The following is a 24,055-nucleotide window of genomic DNA, read 5'->3' as shown; positions in this document are numbered from 1 at the left end:
GACATGTCGACGCCGACGCGCCTCCTCAGCCCCGCCGATCAGGAGCGCCGCCGCGGGCTGCGCACGATGAAGGGCGTCGCCCTCGGCGCGCTGATCTTCATGGCCGTGCTATTCGCCTTCTCGTTCGCGTTCCAGCAGGAGATCCGCGCGCTCGCCTACGTGCGGGCGGCGGCCGAAGGCGGCATGGTCGGCGCTCTCGCCGACTGGTTCGCGGTGACGGCGCTCTTCCGGCATCCGCTGGGGATCCCGATCCCGCACACGGCGATCATCCCGAGCCGCAAGGACGAGATCGGCCGCACCCTCGGCGAGTTCGTCGAGACCGAGTTCCTGCGCGCCGACGTCGTGCGGACGAAGCTCGACCAGACCGCGATCGCCGCCCGCCTCGGCGAATGGCTGAGCGCGCCGGTGCATGCCGAACGGGTCGCGGCCGAGGCATCCGTCATGGCCGGAAGCGTGCTGCGCGCGCTCAGCGACGACGACGTCCGCGACGTGATCGAAGAGCTCGCCCGCGAGCACCTCATCGCACCGGAGTGGGGTCCGCCGCTGGGCGAGTGGCTCGAGCGCATCATCGACGCGGGCGCGCACCACGGCGCCGTCGACCTCGCCGCCGACACGATCGCCGCGTGGCTCGCGGCCAACAAGACGGCGTTCACGGGCGTCGTGTCGCGCCGCCTGCCGGCGTGGGTGCCGTCGGTCGCGCATCGCTTCGTCGACGACACCGTATACAACGAGGCCGTGAAGTTCGTCGCCGCAGTGCAGGCCGACCCCCGGCATCCGGCCCGCGTCGCGATCGACGGCTACCTCGCGCGCCTCGCCGGCAACCTGCAGCACGACCCCGCGACGATCGGACGCTTCGAAGACGCGAAGCTCGCCGTGTTCGACAGCCCCCGCGTCCGCGAGCTGGCCGGCGAGGCCTGGGCGACCGCGAAGGCCGGCCTGCTGCGCTCGCTCGCCGACCCCGAGAGCGGACTGCGGCGACGGGGCGTGGAGGCGCTGGTCGAGATCGGCGAGCGATTGACGACGGATGCTGCGCTCCAGCGCCGCGTGGACACCTGGGTGACGGACGCCGCCGTGTTCCTCGTCGACCGCTACCGCCACGACATCGCGTCGATCATCACCGACACCGTCGAGCGGTGGGACCCCGTCGAGACGACGGAGAAGATCGAGCTCATGGTGGGGCGCGACCTTCAGTACATCCGCCTCAACGGCACGATCGTCGGCGCGCTCGCAGGCCTCGCGATCTTCTCGATCGCGCACGCGCTGCTCGGGTGACGCGTCGCGGCGAGCCGTGTTAAGAGTGCGTGAAGTCCGGGGCGATCGCCGCCGCCGAGAGTTACCCTGATGCCGTGTCCGCGGACGAGCCCACCCAGTACCTCTTCAGCTACGGCACGCTGCAGAACGCCGACGTGCAGCTCGACACGTTCGGCCGCCTGGTCGAGAGCGAGCCCGACGCGCTGCCCGGGTACACCGTCGACTATGCCGAGATCGAAGACACACGCGTCGTCGACCTGTCGGGTCTGACCGTCCACCCGATCGTCCGCGAGACGGGGAACCCCCTCGACAAGGTCGTGGGCAAGGCTCTGCTCGTGACCGAGGACGAGCTCGACGCGGCCGACGAGTACGAAGTGGCGCTGTATCGACGCTGCGCCGTGGTGCTGGCGAGCGGTCGCTCCGCGTGGGTCTACGTCGCGGCGTGAGCGCCCGGTAGCGTCGACACGTGACGCTTTCCCACGATCCCTCGTGGCCACGCGCAGGTGCGTGGCCCCCGCTCGAAGACGGGAGCTGGGATGCCGCGATCCTCGGCGTTCCCGCATTCCGCACCTCCCTGTCCCCCACAGGCGCGCACGCGACGCCCGCGGCGATCCGCGACGCGCTGCGACGCTACAGCCCGACGCTCCTGGGCCCTCCCCCGGTCGACCTGAACGACGTGCTGCGCATTGCGGATGCGGGCGACGTCGCCGATCCCGACGGACCGGAGGGCGAGGCATCCGTCCGCTCCACGGTGTCGGAGCTGCGCGAGCGCGCGGATCTCGTCGTCGCGCTCGGCGGCGACAACTCGCTCACCTACGCGGTGGCGCAGGGCGCCCGGGCGACGGGGCTCATCACCATCGACGCGCATTTCGATCTGCGCGACGGTGTCTCGAACGGCTCTCCGGTGCGGCGGCTGGTGGAGGACGGCCTCGACGGGCGGCGGATCGTCCAGCTCGGCATCGCCGATTTCGCCAACTCCGTCGCCTACGCGCAGCGCGCGGCGGACTACGGCATCACCGTCGTGACGATGGACGACCTGCGCCGGCGCGGCGCCCCCGATGTCGCAGCCGAGGCGGTCGAGATCGCGGGCGCCGGCGGCGGCCCCGTGCACCTCGACATCGATGTGGACGTGTGCGACCGGTCCGTGGCGCCCGGGTGCCCGGCATCCGTCCCCGGCGGACTGGCCGCCTGGGAGCTGCGCGGGCTCGTGCGCGCCCTCGCCGCCGACTCCCGCCTGCACAGCGCCGACATCGCCGAGGTCGACGCCACGGCGGATGCCCCCGACGGGCGCACGGTGCGCCTCGCGGCACTCTGCGTACTCGAACTCCTCGCCGCCAAGGCCTCAGGAAAGGTCACGTCATGATCCGTCTCGCACTGGTGCGGCACGCGAAGTCCGAATGGGGCAACCCCGGCCTCGACGACCACGACCGCCCGCTGAACGATCGCGGCCGACGCGATGCGCCGCGCATGGCCGCGCGGCTCGCGGCGACCGGGTTCCGCCCGGACGTCATCCTCTCGAGCACCGCCGTGCGTGCGCGGACGACGGCCGAAGCCTTCGCCGCCGAGCTCGGCGTGGCGGTCTCGCTGGACCCCGAGCTGTACGGCGCCCCGGCGCGCACCCTGCTCGCCGCCGCCGCGGCCACGCGTGCGGCGACGGTCATGGTGGTCGCGCACGATCCCGGGATGAGCGCCCTCGCGGCGAGCCTCTCGGACGACGACATCGATCACATGCCGACATGCGCCGTCGCGACGTTCATCTGGGCGCAGGACGACTGGGACGTCGCGAGCTCCGTCGACCCCGACAACTGGACGTTCGACACGCCGCCCCGCTGACGCCGACGTCGGTCAGAGCGCGGCGCCGCCGATCCACACCGTGTGCACGAGCGGCACACCGGGGCGGTAGGCGAGGTGCACGCGGGTCGGCGCGTCGAGCATCACGAGGTCGGCGCGCATCCCCGGGGCGAGTGCGCCCACGTCGTCGCGGCGCAGCGCCTTCGCGCCACCGGCGGTCGCGGCCCACACCGCCTCGGCGGGCGACATCCCCATCTCGCGCACCGCGAACGCGATCATGAGGGGCATCGAGCTCGTGAAACTCGACCCCGGGTTGCAGTCGCTCGCGAGGGCGACGGTCGCTCCCGCGTCGATCAGGCGCCGCGCGTCGGGGTACGGCTGGCGGGTCGAGAACTCCACGCCCGGCAGCAGGGTCGCGACCGTGGTCGACCCCGCGAGCGCGGCGACATCCTCGTCCGACAGATACGTGCAGTGGTCGACGGATGCTGCGCCCAGCTCGACAGCGAGACGCACACCCTCGCCCGGTCCGAGCTGATTGCCGTGCACGCGCGGCTCGAGGCCGTGCGCGACGCCCGCGGCGAGGATGCGCCGCGACTCGTCGGGCGTGAACGCCCCGCGCTCGCAGAACACGTCGATCCACCGGCTGTGCGGCGCACAGGCGTGGAGCATGGCGTCGCAGACGAGCTCGACGTACTCGTCGCGTCGCTCGCTGTACTCGGCGGGCACGACGTGGGCGCCGAGGAATGTGACCTCGGGCGTGACTTCCGCGGCGAGGCGAGCGAGTCGCTCCTCGTCGGCGACGGTGAGCCCGTACCCGGTCTTGATCTCGAACGTCGTCGTCCCCTGGCCGTGGAGCTCGGCCACGAAGCCCGCGAGGCGCGCCCGCAGCTCCTCGTCGCTCGCGGAGCGCGTGGCCCCGACGGTACGCCGTATGCCCCCTGCGGCATACGGCGTACCGGTCATGCGCGCCTCGAACTCGTCGGCGCGGTCGCCCCCGAACACGAGGTGCGTGTGACTGTCGACGAACCCGGGGATGACCGCGCGGCCCCCGGCGTCGACGACCTCGACCGCCTCTTCCCGCGAGAGAACAGGTGGTCGCCGAGATGCGGGTTGGTTCCCCACCTCTCGTCCACCAGAAGCACTCTCGCGGTCGAGGGCGGAGGCGGGACCGACCCAGGCGATCCGGTCGCCCACGATCAGCACGGCGGCGTCGTGCAGCGTGCCGAGGGCATCGCCGTCGGACGCGACGTTGGTGGTCAGTTCGCCGATGTTCGTGATGAGCGTGGTGGTCACAGCATCCGTCCGTCAGTCACCGAGCATGGGCACGTTCAGGCCGCGCTCGCGCGCGACCTCCTTCGCGCGGTCGTAGCCCGCGTCGACGTGTCGCATCACGCCGGTGCCGGGATCGTTGGTGAGCACGCGCTCGAGCTTCTCCGCAGCGAGCGGGGTGCCGTCGGCGACGGTGACCTGACCGGCATGGATGCTGCGGCCGATGCCGACGCCGCCGCCGTGGTGGATCGACACCCACGCCGCACCCGACGCCGTGTTGAGCAGTGCGTTGAGGAGCGGCCAGTCGGCGATCGCGTCGGAGCCGTCGGCCATGGCCTCGGTCTCGCGGTAGGGCGAGGCGACCGAGCCCGCGTCCAGGTGGTCGCGGCCGATCACGATCGGGCCCGAGAGCTCACCCGAGGCGACCATCTCGTTGAACTTCAGCCCGGCGAGGTGGCGCTCCTTGTAGCCGAGCCAGCAGATGCGCGCCGGGAGGCCCTCGAAGTGCACCGCGTCCCCGGCCTTGTCGAGCCAGCGCACGAGCCCCGCGTTGTCGGGGAACAGGGCCTTGACGGCCTCGTCCGTCTTGCGGATGTCCTCGGGGTCTCCCGAGAGCGCGACCCAGCGGAAGGGTCCGCGCCCCTCGGCGAACTGCGGGCGGATGTAGGCGGGAACGAAGCCCGGGAAGGCGAACGCCCGGTCGAAGCCGCCGAGCTGCGCCTCGGCGCGGATCGAGTTGCCGTAGTCGAAGACCTCGGCCCCGGCGTCCTGGAATCCCACCATCGCCGCGACGTGCTTGGCCATCGAGCCGCGCGCGCGGGCGGTGAACGCCTCGGGGTCACGTGCCGCCTCGGCCTTCCAGTCCTCGAACGCGATGCCCACGGGCAGGTACGCCAGCGGGTCGTGGGCGCTGGTCTGGTCGGTGACGATGTCGACGGCGACCTCCCCCGCGCGGTGGCGCAGCAGCACGTCGCCGAAGACCTCGGCGGCGTTGCCGACGACGCCGACCGACAGCGCCTCGCCGGCGGCCTTCGCCGCCATCACGCGCGCGAGCGCCTGGTCGAGGTCGGTCGTGTACTCGTCGAGGTAGCCGTGCTCGACGCGGCGGGCGAGCCGCGACTCGTCGACGTCGACGATGAGCACCGCTCCCCCGTTCAGGGTCACGGCGAGCGGCTGTGCGCCGCCCATGCCCCCGGCGCCGCCGGTGAGCGTGAGCGTGCCCGACAGGTCGTCGCGCCCCAGCGACCGCGCCACTGCGGCGAACGTCTCGTACGTGCCCTGGAGGATGCCCTGCGTGCCGATGTAGATCCACGAGCCCGCGGTCATCTGGCCGTACATCGTGAGGCCGAGCTCCTCGAGGCGGCGGAACTCGGGCCACGTCGCCCAGTCCCCCACGAGGTTCGAGTTGGCGATGAGCACGCGCGGCGCCCACTCGTGCGTGCGGAAGACCCCGACAGGCTTGCCCGACTGCACCAGCAGCGTCTCGTCGGGCTCGAGCTCGTCGAGCGTGCGGACGATGGCATCGAACGCCTCCCACGAACGGGCCGCGCGCCCCGTGCCGCCGTAGACGACGAGGTCCTCCGGGTGCTCGGCGACCTCGGGGTCGAGGTTGTTCATGAGCATGCGCTTGGCGGCTTCGGCGCCCCAGCTCTTGGCGGTGCGCTCGGGGCCTCGCGGCGCGCGCACGGCGCCTTCGCCGAGCCCGCGCGCGGCCGGCGCGGTCGTCGAGCTTGTGGGAACGGACATCGTCACTCCTTCGTGGTGGTCTGGTAGGCGGCCGCCGCGACGGCGCCGGACGCGACGAGCACGGTCACGGCCTCCATCTCGGGCGACAGATAGCGGTCGGGGCCGGGTCCTCCGGCGACGGTGCGCACGAGATCGCGCACGGCGCCCGTGGCGGCGGCGGGCTCGAGCGGCGCCCGCAGGTCGAGGGCCCGCGCGGCGGTGAGCACCTCGATCGCGAGCACGCGAGAGAGCCCGTCGATCGCCCGACGGAGCTTCCGCGCGGCGGCCCACCCCATCGACACGTGATCCTCCTGCATCGCGGACGACGGGATCGAGTCGACGGATGCCGGGACCGCCAGCCGCTTCAGCTCCGAGACGATCCCCGCCGCGGCGTACTGGGCGATCATGAAGCCCGAGTCGACCCCGACCTCGTCGGCGAGGAACGGCGGCAGGCCGTTGCTGCGCGCGCGGTCGAGGGCGCGGTCGGTGCGGCGCTCCGAGATCGAGGCCACGTCGGCCACCGCGATCGCGAGGAAGTCCAGCACGTATGCGACCGGCGCGCCGTGGAAATTGCCGTTCGACTCGACGCGCCCGTCATCGGTGATCACGGGGTTGTCGACGGCCGCGGCGAGCTCGCGCGAGGCGATGAGCAGCGCGTGGTCGGCGGTGTCGCGGGCGGCACCGTGCACCTGCGGCGAGCAGCGCAGCGAGTACGCGTCCTGCACGCGGGTGCAGACGGCGGGGTCGCGGTGCGACGCCATGATCCCCGAGCCCGCGAGCACGGCCCGCAGGTTCGAGGCCGAGACGGCCTGCCCCACCTGCGGCCGGAGCGCCTGCAGATCGGCGGCGAACACGGCGTCCGTGCCGAGCTGCGACTCGACCGACATGCCCGCGGCGACATCGGCCGTGTCGAGCAGCACCGAGAGGTCGTGCAGCGCGAGCAGCAGCATCCCGAGCATGCCGTCGGTGCCGTTGATGAGCGCGAGGCCCTCCTTCTCTCGCAGGACGAGCGGGGACACGGATGCTGCCGCCAGCGCCTCGGCCGCGTCGACCTCTTCGCCGGTCGCGGTGCGCACGCGCCCCTCGCCCATCGCGGCGAGCGCGACGTGCGACAGCGGTGCGAGGTCGCCCGAGCAGCCGAGCGAGCCGTACTCGCGCACGATCGGCGTGATGCCGGCGTTGAGCATCGCGGCGTAGGTCTCCACAACGACGGGGCGGACGCCCGTGTGACCGGTCGCCAGCGTCTGCAGGCGCAGCAGCATGAGGGCGCGGACGACCTCGCGCTCGACCTCGGGGCCCGTGCCGGCCGCGTGCGAGCGGATGAGGCTGGCCTGCAGCTGCAGGCGGCGCTCCGGGGCGATGAACGTGGTGGCGAGGGCGCCGAAGCCGGTCGAGATGCCGTAGTGCGGCTCGGGGTCGTCGGCGAGGCCCTCCACGAGGGCGCGGGTCGCCGCGACGCGCGCGACGGCCTCGGGGGCGAGCTCGACGAGGGCGCCGTGACGGGCGACGGCCACGACCTCGTCGGGACGCAGCGGCGCCGCGCCGACGGTGACGACGGCGACGTCGGTGGCGGAGGGGGGCGTGACGATGGTCATGCTCCGATTCCACACCCGGGCCGTGGCGCGCGACAGCGGGTCGTGGCATCCTCTGTCTGTGATTCCAGACAGCAGCACGAGGCCTCAGGTGCCCGCCGCGGACCAGACGCTGCGGATCCTGTCGTACCTCGCGCGCCAGCGCGGGCCGGTTCCGGCGCGCACGATCGCGACGGCGCTGGACCTGCCGCGCTCCACCGTGTACCACCTGCTCGCGGCGCTGCAGGAGCACCAGTTCGTCGTGCATCTGCCCGAGGATCGGCGCTGGGGGCTCGGCATCGCCGCGTTCGAGCTCGCCGGCGGGTACTCGCGCCAGGAGCCGCTCGCGCGGCTCGGCCGCCCCGTGCTCGCCGACCTGGTCGACCGCGCCGGCGAGAGCGCGCACCTCGCCGTCATGCACGGGCGCGACGTGCTGTACATCGTCGAGGAGCGTGCGCCGCGCCGGCCCGCGCTGGTGACGGACGTCGGCGTCCGCCTGCCGTCGCACCTCACCGCGACGGGCCGGGCGATGCTCGCGGCGCTGCCGCGCGAGCAGGTGCGGGCGCTGTTCCCGGACGCCGCGGCCTTCGCGGACCGCACGGGCCGAGGCCCCCAGCGGCCCGGAGAGCTGCGGGAGCTGCTCCGCGGCGTGCGGGAGCGGGGGTGGGCGTCCGAGGACGGCGAGGTCACCCTCGGGCTGGGATCGGTCGGCGTCGCGGTGCTCGACCACGTCGGCTGGCCGATCGCCGCGATCGCGGTGACCTTCCCGACGGACGGCGCGCGCGAAGCCGCCGACTTCGCGGAGCTCGTCGCCCCCGTGGCAGCCGAGCTCGGCAGGCGCATCGGCGGCGCGCGTCCGACCACGTCGAAACTCTGAAAGGCTCTTGCAGGTTTTTCCGATCCGATCTAATCTGAAACCGTCTTTCAGATTGGATGATCATGGCCGCACCCGAGATCCGACGCACGCTCAGCGACCCTGCGGCACTCGAGGCGCTCGCCCACCCGGTGCGCCTGGACCTGCTGAGCTTCCTCATGTCGCACGGCGCCGCCACCGCGTCCGAGTGCGCGCGGGCGGTCGACGACAACCCGTCGAACTGCAGCTACCACCTGCGGGTGCTCGCCAAGCACGGGCTCGTCGAGCCGGTCGCCTCCGACGACGGCCGGGAGCGGCCGTGGCAGGCGACGGTCACCGGACTCAGCCTCGACCTCGACTCCGAAGACCCGTCGGTGGCGGCGAGCGCGACCGCGATGCTCGAGGCATCCCTCCAGCTCGACTACCAGCTGGCACGCGAGCACGTCCGCCGGCGCGATCGCATCGAGGGTGAGTGGCGCGACGTCGACGCCCACGCCCAATACGGACTGCGCGTGACGCCCGCCGAGCTGCAGTCGATCGTCGAGCGCATCGACGCGATCGTCCGGCCGTACATCGCCGCGACCCGCGCCGACGCCCCCGACGGCGCCGCGGTGGCCAGCCTCTCTCTGCTGGCGTTTCCGCGCCCCACGTTCGGGGAGGAACCGCGATGACCTCGCGCAGCGCCTTCGCGATCCCCGCCTTCCGGCGGCTGTGGACGGCCGGGCTCATCTCCGACACCGGCGACTGGCTCCTCTTCATCGCGCTGCCGCTCGTCGTGTTCCAGCTCACCGGCTCGGCGCTCGGCACCTCGATCGCCTTCCTGCTCGAGCTCATCCCCGCCGTGGCGCTCGCACCCCTGGCCGCGCGGCTCGTCGGGCGGTTCGACCGCCGCTGGATCATGGTCGCCGTGAACGTCGGACAGGCGCTGGCGCTGCTGCCCCTGCTCTGGGTCGACGAGCTCGGCGACCTCCCCCTCGCATACGCGGTGATCTTCGTGCACGCCTCGCTCAGCACCCTGTTCGAGCCGGCGAAGAACACCCTCCTTCCCGAGCTGGTCGACACCGGCCGCCTGGTCTCGGCCAATGCCCTGATCGGCCTCAACCAGAACCTCGGGCGCCTGGTCGGCGGCCCGCTGGGCGGCGTGCTCCTCGCCGTCGGCGACCTCGGCCTGATCGTCGCGGTCGACGCGCTGACCTACGTCGTCTCGGCCGTCCTCATCGCGACCCTGCCGGCCGTCGCCGCGCCGGCCGAGACGCACTCCCCCGAGGAGGGAGCCGCCCCACGACCGGCCGGACTCCTCACCGCCTTCCGCCTCCCCCGGCTGCGGGGCGCGTTCGCCGTGATCTTCGTGTCGAGCGTGGCGCAGGGGATGTTCCTCGTCCTTTTCGTGCTCTTCGCGCTCGGCCCACTGCGCGGATCGGACGCCGACGTCGGCCTCCTGCGCGGCATCCAGGCGATCGGCGCCGTCGTCGCCGGTGTCGTGCTCGGGTTCCTCGTGCGCGGGTCTTCGCCGCGCGCGCTCACGGCGTTGAGCCTGTTCGCATTCGGCGCGCTCTCGCTCGTGACGTGGAACCTTCCCGCACTCACCACCGACATCTGGCCCTACGTCGTGCTGTTCGCCGCGGTCGGCGCGCCAGGCGTGATCATGATCGCGGGCCTCATGAGCGTGCTGCAGGAACACTCCGCACCGTGGCAGCGCGGCGCCGTGTTCGCCGCGGTCGGGCTCGTGAGCGCGCTCGGGCAGGCGGCCGGCATCCTCCTCGGCGCCCTGTCCGACGGCCCGATCGGCCTGCTCCCTCTGCTGGAGCTGCAGGGATGCCTCTACCTGCTGAGCGGAGTCATCGCCCTGCTGTGGCTCCCCCGCGCACGTCGCGGGCGAAAGATGGGTGGTCAGCCGGCGACGGCCACGCACGCGTGCTGAGGCATCTCAGATCGCACCAAACCACCTGCCGGCAAGAGACCGCCGAGCTACGTCCGCTGCTCGCGCGTGCGCACCACCAGTTCGGGCTCGATCAAGCGGTGCCACTCCCCGTCGTAGGTGTCGGCATCGGCGACCAGAAGGTCGAGCACGGCCTCGGCGACCCGCTCCGGACGCTGCTCGACGCTCGACAGCTCGAGCGCTTCGGCGACCGGGGTGTTGTCGAATCCCACGACCAGCATGTCGGGATGACCGCCGTGCGAGGCAGCGAGGTGGGCGCCGACCGCCAGGGTGTCGCTCGCGCACACGATGGCGTCGACGACTCCGGCGGCGAGCTCCTGCTCGACCACCGCGCGCGCGGCCGACACGGTGTCCACCGCGGTCCAGCGAAGGCTCGCAGGCGGGTCGGCCCCGAACCCCATCGCCTCCCGCCAGCCCCGCTCGCGATCGTCTCCCGTGCCCGAGCCTCGAGGCCACCCCAGGAACGCCACTCGCGAGCCGTTCGCCACCGCGTGCGCGGTGGCAGCCCGGGTGCCGGCGGCTCCGTCGACGTCCACCCACGGCCGTTCGGGATTGCCCATCGCCACGCCCGCGCCGGGTTCGCCCCAGGGCCGGCCGAACGCCACGAACGGGATGCCGTGCTCGGCGAGCCAGTCCGCTCGAGGATCACCGGCGTACGTGCCGGTCAGCACGATCCGGTCGATCTCTCCTCCCTCGCGCAGCTGCCGGACCCGACGCAGCTCCTCCTCCGCGTCGTTGGCGGCGTACACGAGGATGCGGAGGCCACGGGGCGTCGCGCGGTCGGTCAGCGCGTGGATGAAGCGGTCGAGCACGATGCCGGAGATTCCCCCCGCGTACGGATCGAGGTGGATGCCGATCGTCGCGCTGCGCTGCGTGCGAAGCCGTCGCGCCGCCATCGAGGGCGCGTAGCCGAGCTCCATGATCGCCGCGCGGACGCGCTCCCGCGTGCCCTCTCTGACGATCTCGGGGCTGTTGAGCACGTTCGACACCGTCTGTCTCGACACCCCTGCCACACGAGCGACGTCTTCGACGGTCGGCGACTTCGCCATGGGACCTCCCCGTGCCGCACTTGAGCGTTCAAATCGTTATCCTACGGGCCCGTCAATCGGGTTGACAGTCGGTGCGGCCCGTTCTACCTTGACCGTTGACGGCGGACTTTGATCGTTCAAATTGAACGAATGCACCTGAGCCATCCCCTCGCCGGCCGTCGCGCTTGACTCATCAAAGGAGAGAGACATGACACGGCACATCCCACGCGCCGGCCTCGCAGCCGGAGCCCTGCTCGTCACCGGGGCCCTGGCCCTCGCGGGCTGCGGGTCGGGCTTCGACGACTCGGGAGACGCAGGCGGCGGCGCCACGGACGGCGAGCTCACCAGCTCCGACGACGGCCTCACGATCCTCTTCGGCTCCAGCGGCGACGCGGAGACGGATGCCGTGAAGGAAGCCGCGGCGGCGTGGTCGAAGGATTCGGGCGTCGACGTCGAGGTGAAGGTGGCCACCGACCAGGCGCAGGAGCTCTCCCAGGGATTCGCGGCGGGCGACCCGCCGGACCTGTTCTACCTGGCGCCCGAACTCCTGGCCGGCTACTCCGACAACGGCTCCCTCAAGGCGTACGGCGACCAGCTGGGCAACAAGGACGACTTCTACCCCGCGCTCGTCGAGAACTTCACCTACGACGACCAGTTCTACTGCGCTCCGAAGGACTTCTCCACGCTCGCCCTCATCATCAACAAGGGACTGTGGGATGCTGCGGGCCTCACCGACGACGACATCCCCACGACGTGGGACGAACTGTCGACGGTCGCCCAGACGCTCACGAAGGACGGCGTCGTCGGCCTCAGCTTCGGCTGGGAGTGGCAGCGCATCGGAACCTTCATGGCGCAGGCCGGCGGTGGTCTCATCAAGGACGGCGAGGTGATCGCCAACAGTCAGGAGAACGTCGACGCCCTCACGTACGTCAAGGACCAGATGGCGGCGGGATCGTTCGCGTATGCGCAGGACCTCGGCGCGGGCTGGGGCGGTGAGGCATTCGGCAAGCAGCTGAGCGCCATGACGATCGAAGGCAACTGGATCACCGGCGCCATGACGAACGACTTTCCCGATGTGGACTACGTCGTCGCCGAGCTTCCCGAGGGTCCGGGCGGCAAGGGCACGCTGCAGTTCACGAACTGCTGGGGCATGGCCGCCGACAGCCCCAACCAGAAGGCCGCGCTCGACCTCGTCGAGTACATGACGAGTGCCGACCAGCAGCTGGCCTTCTCGAAGGCGTTCGGGCCGATGCCCTCGGCGAAGTCGGCCGCGGACCAGTGGACCAGCGACAACCCGGACCTTGCGGCCTTCCTCGCGGGCGCGGACTACGCACAGGGATTCCCGACGTACGACGGCAGCTCCGACGTCATCACGGACTTCAATGCCGAGCTCCAGGGTCTGAAGGACGGCGACCCGCAGCAGATCCTCGACACGGTCCAGTCGAACTTCGAGGCGATCGTCGGCTGAGGCCGGTCCGATGACTGCCACCGTTTCAGCGCCTCGCCGCGCACGGAGTGCCCGATCGGGCATCCGGCGCGGCGAGACGCTGGCGGGCTGGGTGTTCACCCTGCCCGTCCTGCTCATCCTGGGCGTCTTCCTGCTCGTGCCGGTGCTGATGGCCCTCTGGGTCAGCGTCTCGGACTGGAGCGGACGCGGGAGCCCGTTCTCGGGCAACGTGGGCTTCGTCGGTCTCGAGAACTACGCGAGCGTCACCACCGGAGACGGCTTGGCCGCGCGCGACTTCGGGATCGCGATGCGCAACAACGCCTGGTACGTCGTGCTGGTCGTGCCGCTGCAGACGGCGCTGTCGCTGTTCCTCGCCCTGCTCGTCAACGGCGCCGTGCTCCGCGGCCGCGGGATCTTCCGCACGGCCTTCTACTTCCCGTCGGTGACGGCGACCGTGGCGATCACGGTGCTGTGGCTGTTCCTCTTCAACCCGAGGGGCGTCGTCAACGCGGTCCTCGCCGCCGTAGGCATCGACGGGCCGAACTGGTTCGCCGATCCGCGCGGCATCTTCCACGTGCTGCTGTCCGGCCTCGGCGTCCGCGAAGGGCCGGCGGCGCTGACCGACAACGGCTTCATCGCCGTCTCGTGGTGGAACTGGATGGCGGGTCCGTCGGTGGCGATGTCGGCCTTCATCCTCATGGCGATCTTCACGACCAGCGGCACCTTCATGCTGCTGTTCCTCGCCGCGCTGCAGAACATCGGCCCCGAGATCCAGGAAGCCGCCATGGTCGACGGCGCGAACGCGTGGCAGCGTTTCTGGCGGGTGACGCTGCCGCAGCTGCGTCCTGCGCTGTTCACCGTGCTGACGCTGGGCCTGATCGGATGCTGGCAGGTGTTCGATCAGATCTACACCGGCACACGAGGATCGCCGGCCAAGACGACGCTGACCCCCGCCTACCTGTCCTATGACGCGAGCTTCCTCGACCAGGACTGGGGGCAAGGCGCGGCGATCGCCTTCATCCTGTTCGCGATCATCGTGCTGTTCACGCTGTTCCAGCGCTGGGTGCTCCGCGAGCGCCCGGTGTCCCGGCGCCGCGCCCGTCAGTACGAGCTGCAGACGCGACCGTCGACCGCGAGCCCTGCGACGGTCGCCGCCAACCAGGTTCCCGCTCCCCCGGACGCAGGCGAGGCCCCCGGTGCCACAAACCGCGACCGAGAGAACGGGGGCCCGCGATGACCGGCACGACCGTCGACAAGGCGCCGAAGGCCGCGCCGCCGCGAACGGCGCATCAGGCGGAATCTCCGCAGCGACGACGTCGCACCTCGGGACTCGGCTGGCAGATCGCGCTCTACGCCGTGCTCATCGTGATCTCGCTGATCTACATCTATCCCTTCCTCGTCCAACTGGGCACGTCGTTCAAGACGGACGCCGAAGCGGCGTCGAATCCGGTGTCGCTCATTCCGCAGGTCTTCTCGACGGCGGCCTACGAGCGTCTGTTCCTGCGGAGCGACTTCCCGGTGTGGTTCCGCAACTCGGCGATCGTCACGATCAGCGTCACCGTGCTGCGCGTGTTCTTCGTGTCGCTCGCGGGCTACGCGCTGGCGCGCCTGAACTTCCGCGGACGGGGAATCGTGTTCGCCGGCGTCATCGCCGTCATGGCCGTGCCGAGCGTGGTGCTGCTCATCCCGCGATTCCTCGTCATCAACCAGCTCGGCATCTACGACTCGTACGCGGGAATGATCCTGCCGCTGCTGGTCGACGCCGCCGGCGTGTTCATCATGAAGAACTTCTTCGAGTCGATCCCCGTGTCCGTCGAGGAGCAGGCACGGATCGACGGTGCGGGCACCTTCCGCATCTTCTGGTCGGTCGTGCTCCCGATGGCGCGGCCGGCGCTGATCACGATCATCATCCTGTCGTTCCAGGGGTCGTGGAACGAGCTGTCGCACTTCATCGTCTCCACGCAGTCCCCCGAGCTGACGACCCTCACGAAGGGGGTCGCCGGGCTGGCGTCGGGGCAGCTGAGCCAGGGTACGCAGTACCCGCTCAAGCTGGCCGCCGCGCTCATCATGACGATCCCGGTCGCCCTGCTCTTCTTCATCTTCCAGCGGAGGATCATGAACGCGAGCCAAGGGGCGGTGAAGGAGTGAACGCGGGGCTGCAGCCGTTCCTGTCCGACGCGATGGTGGCCCTGCGCGCGCCGACCCAGGTCTGGTCGGGGCGCTCCGGCGACATGGGCGCCCAGGCGATCGACGGCGCCTACCACGGCGACACGCGCTTCGTCCGCGAAGCGCAGCTGACCTACGCAGCCGGGGGCGAGGCATCCGTCCCCGAAGCCATCTCGGTGGGCGAGATCTCGGCGTCGGCGGTGTCGTTCACGGCCCTCCTGCGTCGCATCGACGACGACTGGCCCGATCCGAAGGTGCGGCTCGAGCGCGTCCGCACCGTCGAGGCCGGGGTGGTTCGCGAGCGGCTCACGGTGCGCTCGCATCTGGCCGGCCCCGTATCGACGAGCCTCCGGCTGCGGCTCGTGCCCGACTTCGCACCTCTTCAGGAAGTGAAAGCCGGAGCCTCCGCGTCCCGCGTGTGGGAGGCGGAGGCCGACGGGCACACCGTCCGCCTCTCCAGCGACGACAAGATCCTCGTGCTCACGGCGCCTGGCGCGCACGTGCGGGCAGAGGACCGGTCCGTCGTCGTCGAGTGGGCGGTCGAGTGCCCTGCCCACGGGGAGTGGTCGGCCGAGTGGACCCTGGAGCTCGACGACCCCGGCCTCGTGGTCGCACCCACCACGGCGGAGCCGCGCCGGAACGCGGCGGACACCCGGGCAGCACGCGACCCCCGGCTGCGCCGCTGGGTGGATCGCGCGCTCTCCGACCTCGACGCCCTGCGGCTCGTGCTTCCCGGTGCTCCCGACGACGAGTTCCTCGCAGCGGGTGCGCCCTGGTTCTTCACGCTCTTCGGACGCGACTCGCTGTGGGCCGCGCGCCTGCTGCTTCCGGTCGACCCGGGGATCGCGGCATCCACTCTCCGCGTGCTCGCGCGACTGCAAGGCACCAAGAGCGACCCGGCGACCGCTGAAGAGCCCGGCAAGATCCTCCACGAACTGCGCGCCGGCGAACTCGCGATGCCCGGCGAGGGCATCCTCCTGCCACCGGTGTACTACGGCACTGTCGACGCCACCCCGCTGTGGGTGTGCCTGCTCGCCGAAGCCGCCGCCGCGGGGATGCCGGAGTCCGAGGTGCGGGCGCTCGTTCCCGCGCTGCGCTCCGCGCTCGAGTGGATCGTCGCGTCGGCCGGCGACGACGGATTCCTCGACTACGTCGACGAGACCGGGCGCGGTCTGTCGAACCAGGGCTGGAAGGACTCCGGCGACTCGATCCAGTGGCGCGACGGAACGCTCGCGCAGGGGCCGATCGCCCTCTGCGAGGTGCAGGGCTACGCGTACGAGGCCGCCATCCGAGGGGCCGCGCTGCTGGAGTCGCTCGACGAGGAAGGCGCCGGGCCGCTTCGCGAATGGGCCGCCGGGCTGCGCCGCCGGTTCGCCGACCGCTTCTGGGTGACGACGCCCGAGGGGCGGTACCCCGCGATCGCACTGGATCGCGATGGTCGTCCGGTCGACACGCTCACCTCGAACATCGGCCATCTGCTCGGCACCGGCATCCTCGAGCCCGATCAGGCGAGGGAGATCGCGCGGCTCTTGACCGGCCCTTCGATGACCTCGGGCTTCGGTCTGCGGACGATGTCGACGGATGCCGCCGGGTATTGGCCGCTGAGCTATCACGGCGGCAGCGTGTGGCCGCATGACACGGCGATCGCCGCCCGCGGCATGGCGGCCGAAGGGCTCCGTCACGAGGCGCTCGTCGTGGTCGACGGTTTGCTCGCGGCGGCCGAGGCCTTCGCCTTCCGCATGCCCGAGCTCTACTCAGGCGATGACCGCACGACCACCCCGGCTCCGGCGCCCTACCCGGCGGCGTGCCGCCCGCAGGCGTGGTCGGCTGCTGCCGCCATCGCGTGCCGTGAGATCCTCCGGGACTGACGGTCAGTCGACCTTCATGACGGTGCCGCCCGTCAGACGCACCAGTTCGTCGTAGGTCATCGGGAACACGGTGTGCGGCGTGCCGCCGGCGGCCCAGATCTCGGGGTAGCCGGCGAGGTCCTCGTCGACGATCGTGCGCAACGGCGCCGGGTGGCCCGTCGGCGCGACACCGCCGATGGCCTGGCCGGTGGCCTCTCGCACTTGCTCCGGCGTCGCGCGCTGGATCTTCCCGTGACCGAGGCGCTCGGCGAGCGCCGCCGTGTCGACGCGGTGCGCGCCGCTCGTCATCACGAGGAGCGGGGCACCGTCGCTGAAGAACACCAGGCTGTTGGCGATCGCCCCCACCTCGACCCCGAGCGCCTGGGCGGCGAGGACGGCGGTGGACGCGGCATCCGGGAGCACCACGATGTCGCCGGGGATGCCGGCGGCGCGGATCGCGTCGTGGACGAGGCGGCTGCGGGCGGGAAGCGAGGCGGGGATGGTCACCGGCTCAGCCTAAACGCGGCCGCGCGCGAGGATCTCGCCGTGGGGCATGAGGAGCCAGCCGTCGTCGGTGGCCGCCCACTCGCGCCAGCCGTCCGAGATGCGCTGCAGCAGCGCGTCGTCGGCGCCGGTCGCGCGCGCCGAATCAGCGAACGCCGACTGCAGCACGCGGTCCGCCCACATCCCGCCCCACCACGCACGGTCGGCCTCGTCCTCGAAGAGCCAGAGCGACGCGGTGGCACGAATGTCGGTGAGGCCCGCCTCCTGCGCCCATGCCTTGAGCCGCCGCCCGGCCGCGGGCTCGCCCGCGACGCTGCGGTGCGTCGCCAGATAGAGCGCGAGCCACTCGTCGAGTGCGGGGATCAGTGGATACCAGATCACGCCCTCGTAGTCGACGTCCCGCGCGGCGACCAGGCCGTCGGGGCCGGCGACGCGTCCGAGCTCGCGCAGCATGTCGACCGGACGATCCACGTGCTGCAGCACCTGGTGCGCGTGCACCACGTCGAAGCCGCCGTCCTCGTACGGCAGCGCGTACGCGTCGCCCACCTCGAACGACAGGTTCGGCGCCGCATGGTCGGCCGCGGCCTGCGCGACGACGTCGGCCGAGGCATCCGTCCCGACCACCCGAGCGGGTGCGACGCGGGTGGCGAGGTCCGCGGTGATCGTGCCGGGGCCGCTGCCCACATCGAGGACCGAGACGCCCGGCCGAAGGTGCGGCAGCAGATACGCCGCGGAGTTCTCGGCGGTGCGCCAGCGGTGCGACCGCAGAACGCTCTCGTGGTGGCCGTGGGTGTAGGCGTCTGGCATTCGTCGATGCTACCGACGGCGGACACACTGCTGAGGCGTGCGCAGAACTCACACCGTCGACCACGCAATCTGCCCACTCGCCGCCGACACGGTTGAACAATTCGCAGAATCGGTGTCCAATGAGAGTGGATGCCGCAACGCCGAGGCGTCCGCCGCGCACTGCCCACGAGGCCCGCCGAAGGAAGAACCGCGATGACGCACACCCTGCCCCTGCCCGATTTCGCACACGAGCGGGTGGAGGTGATCACCGGTCGCCGGAGCGGCCTGTTCATCGCCGTCGCGCTGCACTCGTCCGTGCTCGGCTCCGCCCTCGGCGGCGCGCGCCTGTGGACGTATCCGCACTGGAGCGATGCCCTCGGCGATGCGCTGCGCCTGTCGGCCGCCATGACCCTCAAGAACGCCGCGGCCGGCCTCGACGCCGGCGGCGGCAAGTCCGTCATCGCCCTGCCTCCCGGCACCACTCTCGACACCGACCGTCGCCGCGCCGCGTTCCTCGACCTCGGCGACGCCGTCGAGTCGCTGCACGGCCTGTACCGCACCGCTGAGGACGTCGGCTCGACGACCGAGGACATGCTCGTCGTCAGCGAGCGCACCGAGCACGTCGTGGGCCTGCCCGACGCCGTGGGTGGCTCGGGCGAGCCCGCCGGCCCCACGAGCCTCGGCGTGTACGAGTCGCTGCGCGCCACGCTCGAGCGCGTCGCGGGCACCGCCGACGTCGAGGGACGCCGCATCACGATCTCCGGCCTCGGCCAGGTGGGCAGCCGTCTCGCGGTGCGCCTGTCCGCCGAGGGCGCGCGCCTCACCGTGACCGATGTGAACCCCGCCAAGCGCGACCTCGCCACCGAGCTCGGCGCGGAGTGGATCGCCCCCGGCGAGGAGCACCTCGTCCCCGCCGACGTGTTCGTTCCGGCCGGCATCGGCGGGCTCCTCACCGACGAGGTCATCGACTCCCTCGACGCGAAGGCCGTGTGCGGCCCGGCGAACAACCCGCTCGCCGACCACAGCGGCGCGGCCCGCCTCGCCGGCCGCGGCATCCTGTACGCCCCCGACTTCGTGGTCAACGCGGGCGGCGTGATCTACCTCGACCTCGAGGCGAAGCACCTCGGCACGCGCACCGAGATCATGGATCGCGTCGGCCAGATCGGCGACACCGTGCGCCGCATCTTCGACGAGGCCGAATCGCGCGGCGTCACGCCGCTCGAGGCCGCCGAGGGCCTCGCCGCGGAGCGCCTGGCCGCCGGCGGCCGCCAGCCCGCACTCGCGCACTGAACCGCCACGCGCCCGGCCATCGGAGGGGTGGCCGGGCGCGATGCAGGGCTGAGACTGCGTTCCACCGATGGCGGAATCGCGTTCCACAATCCTCGATGCGGATGGCATGATGGTCGCACGGCCGGGCTCAGCCCGCCGACGACGACCGTCGTGCCGCCGCCCGATCGAAGGAGATCCGGTGTTCACCAGTCCCGAAGCCGATATCGAGATTCCCGAACTCGACGTCTACGACTACCTCTTCGCGAGCCTGACCGACGAGGAGCTGGGGCGGATCGCGCTCATCGATCCCGCGACGGGAGCCGAGACCACGTACGGCGCGCTGCGCACCCAGGTCGACCTGTTCGCCGGCGCGCTCGCCGCTCGCGGCGTCGGCGTCGGGACCGTGCTGGGCCTGCTCTGCCCGAACGTCCCCGCCTTCGCGACGGTGTTCCACGGCATCCTGCGCGCGGGCGCCACCGTGACGACCGTCAACTCGCTGTACACGGCCGGCGAGATCGAGAAGCAGCTGCGCGATGCCGGGGCCACCTGGCTCGTCACCGTGAGCCCGCTGCTCCCCCAGGCCCAGGCCGCGGCCGAGGCCGTCGGCATCCCTCACGAGCGCGTCATCGTGCTCGACGGCGCCTCAGGTCACCCGAACCTCCGGGAGCTGCTCACCGAGGGCGCGCCCGCACCCGACGTCTCGTTCGACCCGGCGACGCACATCGCGGTGCTCCCCTACTCGTCGGGCACGACCGGCATTCCCAAGGGCGTGATGCTCACGCACCGGAACCTCGTCGCGAACGTCGCGCAGTGCCGCGTCGCGCTCGACCTCGCCGCCACCGACCGCGTGCTGGCGGTGCTGCCCTTCTTCCACATCTACGGCATGACGGTGCTGCTCAACCTCGCGCTGCGCCAGCGCGCGAGCCTCGTGACGATGCCGAAGTTCGACCTCGGCGAGTTCCTCACGAACATCCAGAAGTTCCAGTGCACCTACCTGTACATCGCGCCGCCGATCGCGGTCGCGCTGGCCAAGCACCCGATCGTCGACCAGTTCGACATCTCGAGCGTCCGCACGGTGTTCTCTGGAGCGGCTCCGCTCGACGGCGAGACCGCCGAGACGGCGGGGCGACGCATCAACGCGCGCATGATGCAGGGGTACGGCATGAGCGAGCTGAGCCCCGTCTCGCACGCGATGCCGGTGGACCGCTACGACATCCCGGTGAGCTCGGTCGGCGTGATGCTGCCCAACACGCTCAACAAGCTCATCGACACCGAGACCGGCGAGGAGATCACCGAGCTCGGCCCGGACGGCGTCACGAAGGCGGGCGAGCTCTGGGTCAAGGGACCCAACGTCATGCTCGGCTATCTGAACCAGCCGCAGGCGACGGCCGAGACGCTCGACGCCGACGGATTCCTCCACACCGGCGACATCGCGGTCTACCACGAGGGCGGCTACTTCTCGATCGTCGACCGGGTCAAGGAGCTCATCAAGTACAAGGGCTACCAGATTGCTCCCGCCGAGCTCGAGGCGCTCCTCCTCGGCCAACCGAAGGTGATGGATGCTGCGGTCATCGGCGTGCTCGACGACGACAAGCAGGAGATCCCCAAGGCCTTCATCGTCGCCGCCCCGGACTCCGGCCTCACCGAGGACGAGGTCATGGCCTTCGTCGCCGAGCACGTCGCCCCGCACAAGAAGGTGCGTCGCGTGGAGTTCATCGAGGCGATCCCGAAGTCCACGTCGGGCAAGATCCTCCGCAAAGACCTCCGCTCCCGCGAGACCGCCACCGCCTGACGCCTCGGCACGCGAGAACGGATGCCTCGGCGAACGCGTTTCGCCGAGGCATCCGTGGTCCTCGCCACTAGGTTGGCGCCATGGAGGGACTCTGGCTCGCGGCACTGAGCGGCCTCATCGGCGGCGGCACGCTGCTGGTCGGCGCCGCCGTCGCGTGGTTCGTCGACATGCCCCAGCGCATCGTCGCGGGGATCATGGCGGTCGGCGCGGGCGTACTGATCTCGACGCTGGCGTTCGAGCTCGTCGAGGAGGCGGCGGCGGACGGTGGGCTGGTTCCGACCACGGTCGGGTTCCTGGGCGGCGCGATCATCTACATCGTCGCGGACCAGCTGATCTCCCGACGCAGCAAGCAGCCGGCCGCCGCCGGCGCAGCAGGCTCGTCTTCGACGGCCGTCTCGGCGAGCGTCGAGTACTCCGACGGCGACGACATCTCCGCGAACATCGTCGCCCGCCGCGCCGGGGCACAGGCGGTGAGCGGAGCAGGGCTAGTGATCGCGGTCGGCGCTCTGATCGACGGCATCCCGGAATCCATCGTCATGGGCCTCTCCGTCCTTCAGGGCGGCATCAGCATCCCGATCGTCGCAGCGATCGCGATCAGCAACTTCCCCGAGGGACTCGGCTCGACCGCCGCGCTCAAGCGCGGCGGTTCGAGCGGGAGGTACGTCGCCCTGCTGTGGAGCGGGATCGCGCTGATCACCGTCGTCGCGTCGGTGCTCGGCTACGTCGCCTTCCAGTCGGCGTCGCCGAACCTCATCGCCCTCATCACGACGATCGCCGCCGGCGGCCTCCTCGCGATGGTGTGCAACACGATGATCCCCGAGGCGTTCGACGAGCAGCAGGCACTGACCGGCCTGTGGGCGACGATCGGCTTCCTCGGCGCGTTCCTCCTGCACGAGCTCACCTGAGCCGGACGACCGGAGCCGCGGCGCTCACTCCCCCGGCGCGGCTGGGACGGCGACGGTGCGGCGCGCCCGGAGCGCGGTCGCCGCGCCGATCAGCACGGCCCCGACAGCCACCCAGATGAGCACGCGGTAGTCGACGACGAGGAGGAGTCCCGCCCCCGCGATCGACACGAAGGTCTGTGGCAGGTTCACGACCACATTGGCCGCGGCGCCGGTGCGGCCCTGCAGAGCGTCGGGCGTCAGGCGCTGGCGGAGGGTCGAGAAGGCGACGACGGTGATCGGGATGCCGATCCCCATCACGAACATGCCGGCGCCGCCGAGAACGACCGAGCCGAAGGCGAACGGCACGCTGCCGACCGCGATGAGCACGAGCCCGAGTGCGGCAGAGCGCCCCTCGCCCCACCGGGTCACCACGGTCGCCGACAGGAGCCCGCCGAGCACGGCGCCCGCGCCCTGGATGGGCACGAGCACCCCGATCGCGACCGGGTCGGCGTGCATCGCATCGAGGGCCGGGAACACGATGATGTTGAGCAGTCCGGTCGCGCCGAAGCCGATGGCGGCGGCGATCGTGATCACCCGGAGGCTCTGCGGTGCGAACAACTGCTCGAAGCCCGCGACCAGCTCGCGGAAGTAGCCGCGCCCGGGTTCCCGCGCCGGAGCCGCACCACCGACAGGAAGACCCGCGACGATGACGGCAGCCACGGCGAAGCACGCCGCGGTGAGCATGATGACCGCCGGTGCGCCGAGCAACACGTACAGGGCCGTGCCGATGAGCGGCGACACGAGGCGCAGCCCGTTGTCGATCGTCGACAGCACACCGTTGCCCGATGCGAGCTGGTGGTCGCGCAGCATCGCGCGGATGATGCCCGACTGCGCCGACGCCGTCACGTAGCCGGCCGCGCTGTAGAGGAAGACGACGGCGTACACGAGCCACAGCTGCGCCGCGCCCGACACGAGCAGCAGGGACAGCACGATGGGAACGAGCGCGACGTTGTTGACCACCAGGAGGCGGCGCCGCGGCACCCGATCGGCGAGCATGCCGATGAACGGCGCGAGGATCGCCGGAAGGCCGAGAGCGACGAAGACGAAACCGGCAGCGACGTCCGAGCCGGTGAGCTCCTTCACCCAGACCGCGACCATCAGGAACAGGGCGCTGTCGCCCAGGTTGGTCGCGACCCAGCCCGCCGCGAGCCGCGGAAACCCCGGCGCCGACCATGCGACCGGACCGCGCCGGACTCCGCGCTCCGTGCCGGAGGTCACTTCTCGTCTTCCGGTTCGGGGTTCACCACGGCGAAGAACCGGGAGTAGCGGGCACCCGGCGGCCGCTTCGACGGATCGGTGTGCCGGCCCGCGAACCGGTCGGTGATCTCCTGCACATCTCGGCTGAGCTGTGCGAGCTCTTCCGCGGTCGCCCAGAACGACGAGCGCGTGAACGTCGTCGCCTGCACCCACTCGTCGCTCTCGCGATCGATGCGCGCGAACCAGTCCATCGCGCGGAGGAACTCCGACTCGAGCCCCATCGACGCGACCGCCTGCACCGCGAGCAGCGAACCGGGCACCTCCGGATCGGGCCTCATGTCGAAGTCCGCGACCTTCACCCGCCACGGCTTCTCGCGCCCGCGCCGCTCCGCCCGCTCGATGTAGCCGTACTTCTCCAGCATCCGCAGGTGGAACGAGCAGCTCGCGGCAGACTCCCCCAGCGCCTCGGCGCACTCCGTCGCCGTGGCCTCGGCCACGTCGCCCAGGTGGTCGAGCAGGGCGATCCGCACCGGGTGCGCGAGCGCCCGGATCCGCTCAGGATCGGTGATGCGCTCACGGCGCGCCGACCGCGGGAACGGCTGGTCGTCGGTGGTCATGGCGACGACTCTAGATTCTAAAGATTCCTTTCGCAAGACTTCTTTAGAATGAGATCACA

The 24,055-nt window shown here is 71.4% G+C and carries 22 protein-coding genes; 14 read left to right on the top strand and 8 right to left on the bottom strand.

Features of this window, described 5'->3' with window-relative positions; all coding sequences use genetic code 11:
* Nucleotides 1-3: 3 nt before the first annotated feature.
* The 4 genes from ACFVSU_RS17010 (at nt 4) to ACFVSU_RS16995 (ending at nt 3,084) form a co-directional block, all read left to right on the top strand.
* Nucleotides 4-1,272 carry a DUF445 domain-containing protein gene (locus tag ACFVSU_RS17010; RefSeq protein ID WP_387145557.1) on the top strand — a complete coding sequence of 423 codons (1,269 nt, stop codon included), beginning with the start codon at nt 4-6 and terminating at the stop codon, nt 1,270-1,272.
* Nucleotides 1,273-1,346: 74 nt separating this feature from the next.
* On the top strand, nt 1,347-1,697 hold the full coding sequence (locus ACFVSU_RS17005; RefSeq protein ID WP_310292197.1) for a gamma-glutamylcyclotransferase family protein: 351 nt from the start codon (nt 1,347-1,349) through the stop codon (nt 1,695-1,697).
* Between the two features lie 20 nt (nt 1,698-1,717).
* Complete coding sequence (locus tag ACFVSU_RS17000; RefSeq protein WP_387145554.1) at nt 1,718-2,614, top strand: agmatinase family protein; 897 nt, start codon at nt 1,718-1,720, stop codon at nt 2,612-2,614.
* Nucleotides 2,611-3,084 (top strand): SixA phosphatase family protein, encoded by a 474-nt coding sequence (locus ACFVSU_RS16995; RefSeq protein WP_387145551.1) that lies wholly within the window; start codon nt 2,611-2,613, stop codon nt 3,082-3,084. The genes ACFVSU_RS17000 and ACFVSU_RS16995 overlap by 4 nt, the downstream gene beginning before the upstream one ends.
* A gap of 12 nt (nt 3,085-3,096) precedes the next feature.
* Here ACFVSU_RS16995 and hutI read toward each other — a convergent pair whose 3' ends face one another.
* From hutI to hutH, 3 genes are read right to left on the bottom strand one after another with little or no spacing between them, the layout of a single operon-like run.
* Nucleotides 3,097-4,335, bottom strand: coding sequence for an imidazolonepropionase (gene hutI, locus ACFVSU_RS16990; RefSeq protein WP_387145548.1), 1,239 nt, complete (start codon nt 4,333-4,335; stop codon nt 3,097-3,099).
* A 12-nt stretch (nt 4,336-4,347) separates the two neighbouring features.
* Complete coding sequence (hutU, locus tag ACFVSU_RS16985; protein WP_387145545.1) at nt 4,348-6,057, bottom strand: urocanate hydratase; 1,710 nt, start codon at nt 6,055-6,057, stop codon at nt 4,348-4,350.
* 2 nt (nt 6,058-6,059) lie between these two features.
* Nucleotides 6,060-7,631, bottom strand: coding sequence for a histidine ammonia-lyase (hutH, locus tag ACFVSU_RS16980; RefSeq protein ID WP_387145542.1), 1,572 nt, complete (start codon nt 7,629-7,631; stop codon nt 6,060-6,062).
* A gap of 88 nt (nt 7,632-7,719) precedes the next feature.
* On the opposite strand from hutH, the gene ACFVSU_RS16975 reads away from it, so the two are divergent.
* The 3 genes from ACFVSU_RS16975 (at nt 7,720) to ACFVSU_RS16965 (ending at nt 10,381) form a co-directional block, all read left to right on the top strand.
* Nucleotides 7,720-8,484 carry an IclR family transcriptional regulator gene (locus ACFVSU_RS16975; protein ID WP_387145539.1) on the top strand — a complete coding sequence of 255 codons (765 nt, stop codon included), beginning with the start codon at nt 7,720-7,722 and terminating at the stop codon, nt 8,482-8,484.
* 62 nt (nt 8,485-8,546) lie between these two features.
* Entirely contained in the window at nt 8,547-9,131 is a 585-nt protein-coding gene (locus ACFVSU_RS16970) for a helix-turn-helix domain-containing protein (protein WP_387145536.1), read from the top strand.
* A complete protein-coding gene (locus ACFVSU_RS16965; RefSeq protein WP_387145533.1) occupies nt 9,128-10,381 on the top strand; it encodes an MFS transporter in 1,254 nt (417 codons plus the stop codon). Before ACFVSU_RS16970 ends, ACFVSU_RS16965 begins: the two co-directional genes overlap by 4 nt.
* 47 nt (nt 10,382-10,428) lie before the next feature.
* On the opposite strand, the gene ACFVSU_RS16960 is transcribed toward ACFVSU_RS16965, so the two are convergent.
* Nucleotides 10,429-11,448: a LacI family DNA-binding transcriptional regulator gene (locus tag ACFVSU_RS16960; protein WP_387145530.1), complete on the bottom strand. Its 1,020-nt coding sequence runs from the start codon at nt 11,446-11,448 to the stop codon at nt 10,429-10,431.
* A gap of 187 nt (nt 11,449-11,635) precedes the next feature.
* Between ACFVSU_RS16960 and ACFVSU_RS16955 the strand changes: the two genes are divergently transcribed.
* The 4 genes from ACFVSU_RS16955 to ACFVSU_RS16940 are packed head-to-tail and all read left to right on the top strand — an operon-like array spanning nt 11,636 to nt 16,908.
* A complete protein-coding gene (locus ACFVSU_RS16955; protein WP_387145527.1) occupies nt 11,636-12,895 on the top strand; it encodes an extracellular solute-binding protein in 1,260 nt (419 codons plus the stop codon).
* A 10-nt stretch (nt 12,896-12,905) separates the two neighbouring features.
* Nucleotides 12,906-14,111 (top strand): carbohydrate ABC transporter permease, encoded by a 1,206-nt coding sequence (locus ACFVSU_RS16950; protein ID WP_387145524.1) that lies wholly within the window; start codon nt 12,906-12,908, stop codon nt 14,109-14,111.
* Nucleotides 14,108-15,022 (top strand): carbohydrate ABC transporter permease, encoded by a 915-nt coding sequence (locus ACFVSU_RS16945; protein WP_387145521.1) that lies wholly within the window; start codon nt 14,108-14,110, stop codon nt 15,020-15,022. The genes ACFVSU_RS16950 and ACFVSU_RS16945 overlap by 4 nt, the downstream gene beginning before the upstream one ends.
* Nucleotides 15,019-16,908 carry a glycogen debranching N-terminal domain-containing protein gene (locus ACFVSU_RS16940; protein WP_387145518.1) on the top strand — a complete coding sequence of 630 codons (1,890 nt, stop codon included), beginning with the start codon at nt 15,019-15,021 and terminating at the stop codon, nt 16,906-16,908. The genes ACFVSU_RS16945 and ACFVSU_RS16940 overlap by 4 nt, the downstream gene beginning before the upstream one ends.
* Nucleotides 16,909-16,911: 3 nt before the next feature.
* On the opposite strand, the gene ACFVSU_RS16935 is transcribed toward ACFVSU_RS16940, so the two are convergent.
* Both ACFVSU_RS16935 and ACFVSU_RS16930 read right to left on the bottom strand, forming a co-directional pair.
* Entirely contained in the window at nt 16,912-17,388 is a 477-nt protein-coding gene (locus tag ACFVSU_RS16935) for a YbaK/EbsC family protein (protein ID WP_387146154.1), read from the bottom strand.
* A gap of 15 nt (nt 17,389-17,403) precedes the next feature.
* Nucleotides 17,404-18,198 carry a methyltransferase domain-containing protein gene (locus ACFVSU_RS16930; RefSeq protein ID WP_387145515.1) on the bottom strand — a complete coding sequence of 265 codons (795 nt, stop codon included), beginning with the start codon at nt 18,196-18,198 and terminating at the stop codon, nt 17,404-17,406.
* Between the two features lie 192 nt (nt 18,199-18,390).
* Here ACFVSU_RS16930 and ACFVSU_RS16925 point away from each other — a divergent pair, with 192 nt between their 5' ends.
* The 3 genes from ACFVSU_RS16925 to ACFVSU_RS16915 all read left to right on the top strand — a co-directional run bounded on the left by ACFVSU_RS16925 (nt 18,391) and on the right by ACFVSU_RS16915 (nt 22,143).
* Entirely contained in the window at nt 18,391-19,467 is a 1,077-nt protein-coding gene (locus ACFVSU_RS16925) for a Glu/Leu/Phe/Val dehydrogenase dimerization domain-containing protein (protein WP_387145512.1), read from the top strand.
* Nucleotides 19,468-19,645: 178 nt separating this feature from the next.
* Entirely contained in the window at nt 19,646-21,238 is a 1,593-nt protein-coding gene (locus tag ACFVSU_RS16920; protein WP_387145509.1) for an AMP-binding protein, read from the top strand.
* Nucleotides 21,239-21,318: 80 nt separating this feature from the next.
* Nucleotides 21,319-22,143, top strand: a complete 825-nt coding sequence (locus ACFVSU_RS16915; protein ID WP_387145506.1) for a ZIP family metal transporter — start codon at nt 21,319-21,321, stop codon at nt 22,141-22,143.
* Between the two features lie 24 nt (nt 22,144-22,167).
* Here the strand turns inward: ACFVSU_RS16915 and ACFVSU_RS16910 are convergent, their stop codons facing one another.
* Together ACFVSU_RS16910 and ACFVSU_RS16905 are read right to left on the bottom strand one after the other, a co-directional pair.
* On the bottom strand, nt 22,168-23,400 hold the full coding sequence (locus tag ACFVSU_RS16910) for an MFS transporter (RefSeq protein WP_387145503.1): 1,233 nt from the start codon (nt 23,398-23,400) through the stop codon (nt 22,168-22,170).
* Nucleotides 23,397-23,996, bottom strand: a complete 600-nt coding sequence (locus ACFVSU_RS16905) for an ArsR/SmtB family transcription factor (protein ID WP_387145500.1) — start codon at nt 23,994-23,996, stop codon at nt 23,397-23,399. Before ACFVSU_RS16905 ends, ACFVSU_RS16910 begins: the two co-directional genes overlap by 4 nt.
* Nucleotides 23,997-24,055: the final 59 nt, after the last annotated feature.

The sequence above is a fragment of the Microbacterium sp. NPDC058062 genome (genome assembly GCF_042885375.1).
Taxonomy (GTDB): Bacteria; Actinomycetota; Actinomycetes; order Actinomycetales; family Microbacteriaceae; genus Microbacterium; species Microbacterium trichothecenolyticum_C.
Note: the sequence above shows the minus strand (reverse complement) of the source record. Positions and strands in the feature narration are given on the sequence as shown.

Coding starts and splice junctions, on each gene's coding strand:
- ACFVSU_RS17010 (WP_387145557.1), top strand. CDS start 4: ATGTCGACGCCGACGCGCCTCCTCAGCCCCGCCGATCAGGAGCGCCGC.
- ACFVSU_RS16995 (WP_387145551.1), top strand. CDS start 2,611: ATGATCCGTCTCGCACTGGTGCGGCACGCGAAGTCCGAATGGGGCAAC.
- hutU (WP_387145545.1), bottom strand. CDS start 6,057: ATGTCCGTTCCCACAAGCTCGACGACCGCGCCGGCCGCGCGCGGGCTC.
- hutH (WP_387145542.1), bottom strand. CDS start 7,631: ATGACCATCGTCACGCCCCCCTCCGCCACCGACGTCGCCGTCGTCACC.
- ACFVSU_RS16970 (WP_387145536.1), top strand. CDS start 8,547: ATGGCCGCACCCGAGATCCGACGCACGCTCAGCGACCCTGCGGCACTC.
- ACFVSU_RS16965 (WP_387145533.1), top strand. CDS start 9,128: ATGACCTCGCGCAGCGCCTTCGCGATCCCCGCCTTCCGGCGGCTGTGG.
- ACFVSU_RS16960 (WP_387145530.1), bottom strand. CDS start 11,448: ATGGCGAAGTCGCCGACCGTCGAAGACGTCGCTCGTGTGGCAGGGGTG.
- ACFVSU_RS16955 (WP_387145527.1), top strand. CDS start 11,636: ATGACACGGCACATCCCACGCGCCGGCCTCGCAGCCGGAGCCCTGCTC.
- ACFVSU_RS16950 (WP_387145524.1), top strand. CDS start 12,906: ATGACTGCCACCGTTTCAGCGCCTCGCCGCGCACGGAGTGCCCGATCG.
- ACFVSU_RS16945 (WP_387145521.1), top strand. CDS start 14,108: ATGACCGGCACGACCGTCGACAAGGCGCCGAAGGCCGCGCCGCCGCGA.
- ACFVSU_RS16930 (WP_387145515.1), bottom strand. CDS start 18,198: ATGCCAGACGCCTACACCCACGGCCACCACGAGAGCGTTCTGCGGTCG.
- ACFVSU_RS16925 (WP_387145512.1), top strand. CDS start 18,391: ATGACGCACACCCTGCCCCTGCCCGATTTCGCACACGAGCGGGTGGAG.
- ACFVSU_RS16915 (WP_387145506.1), top strand. CDS start 21,319: ATGGAGGGACTCTGGCTCGCGGCACTGAGCGGCCTCATCGGCGGCGGC.
- ACFVSU_RS16905 (WP_387145500.1), bottom strand. CDS start 23,996: ATGACCACCGACGACCAGCCGTTCCCGCGGTCGGCGCGCCGTGAGCGC.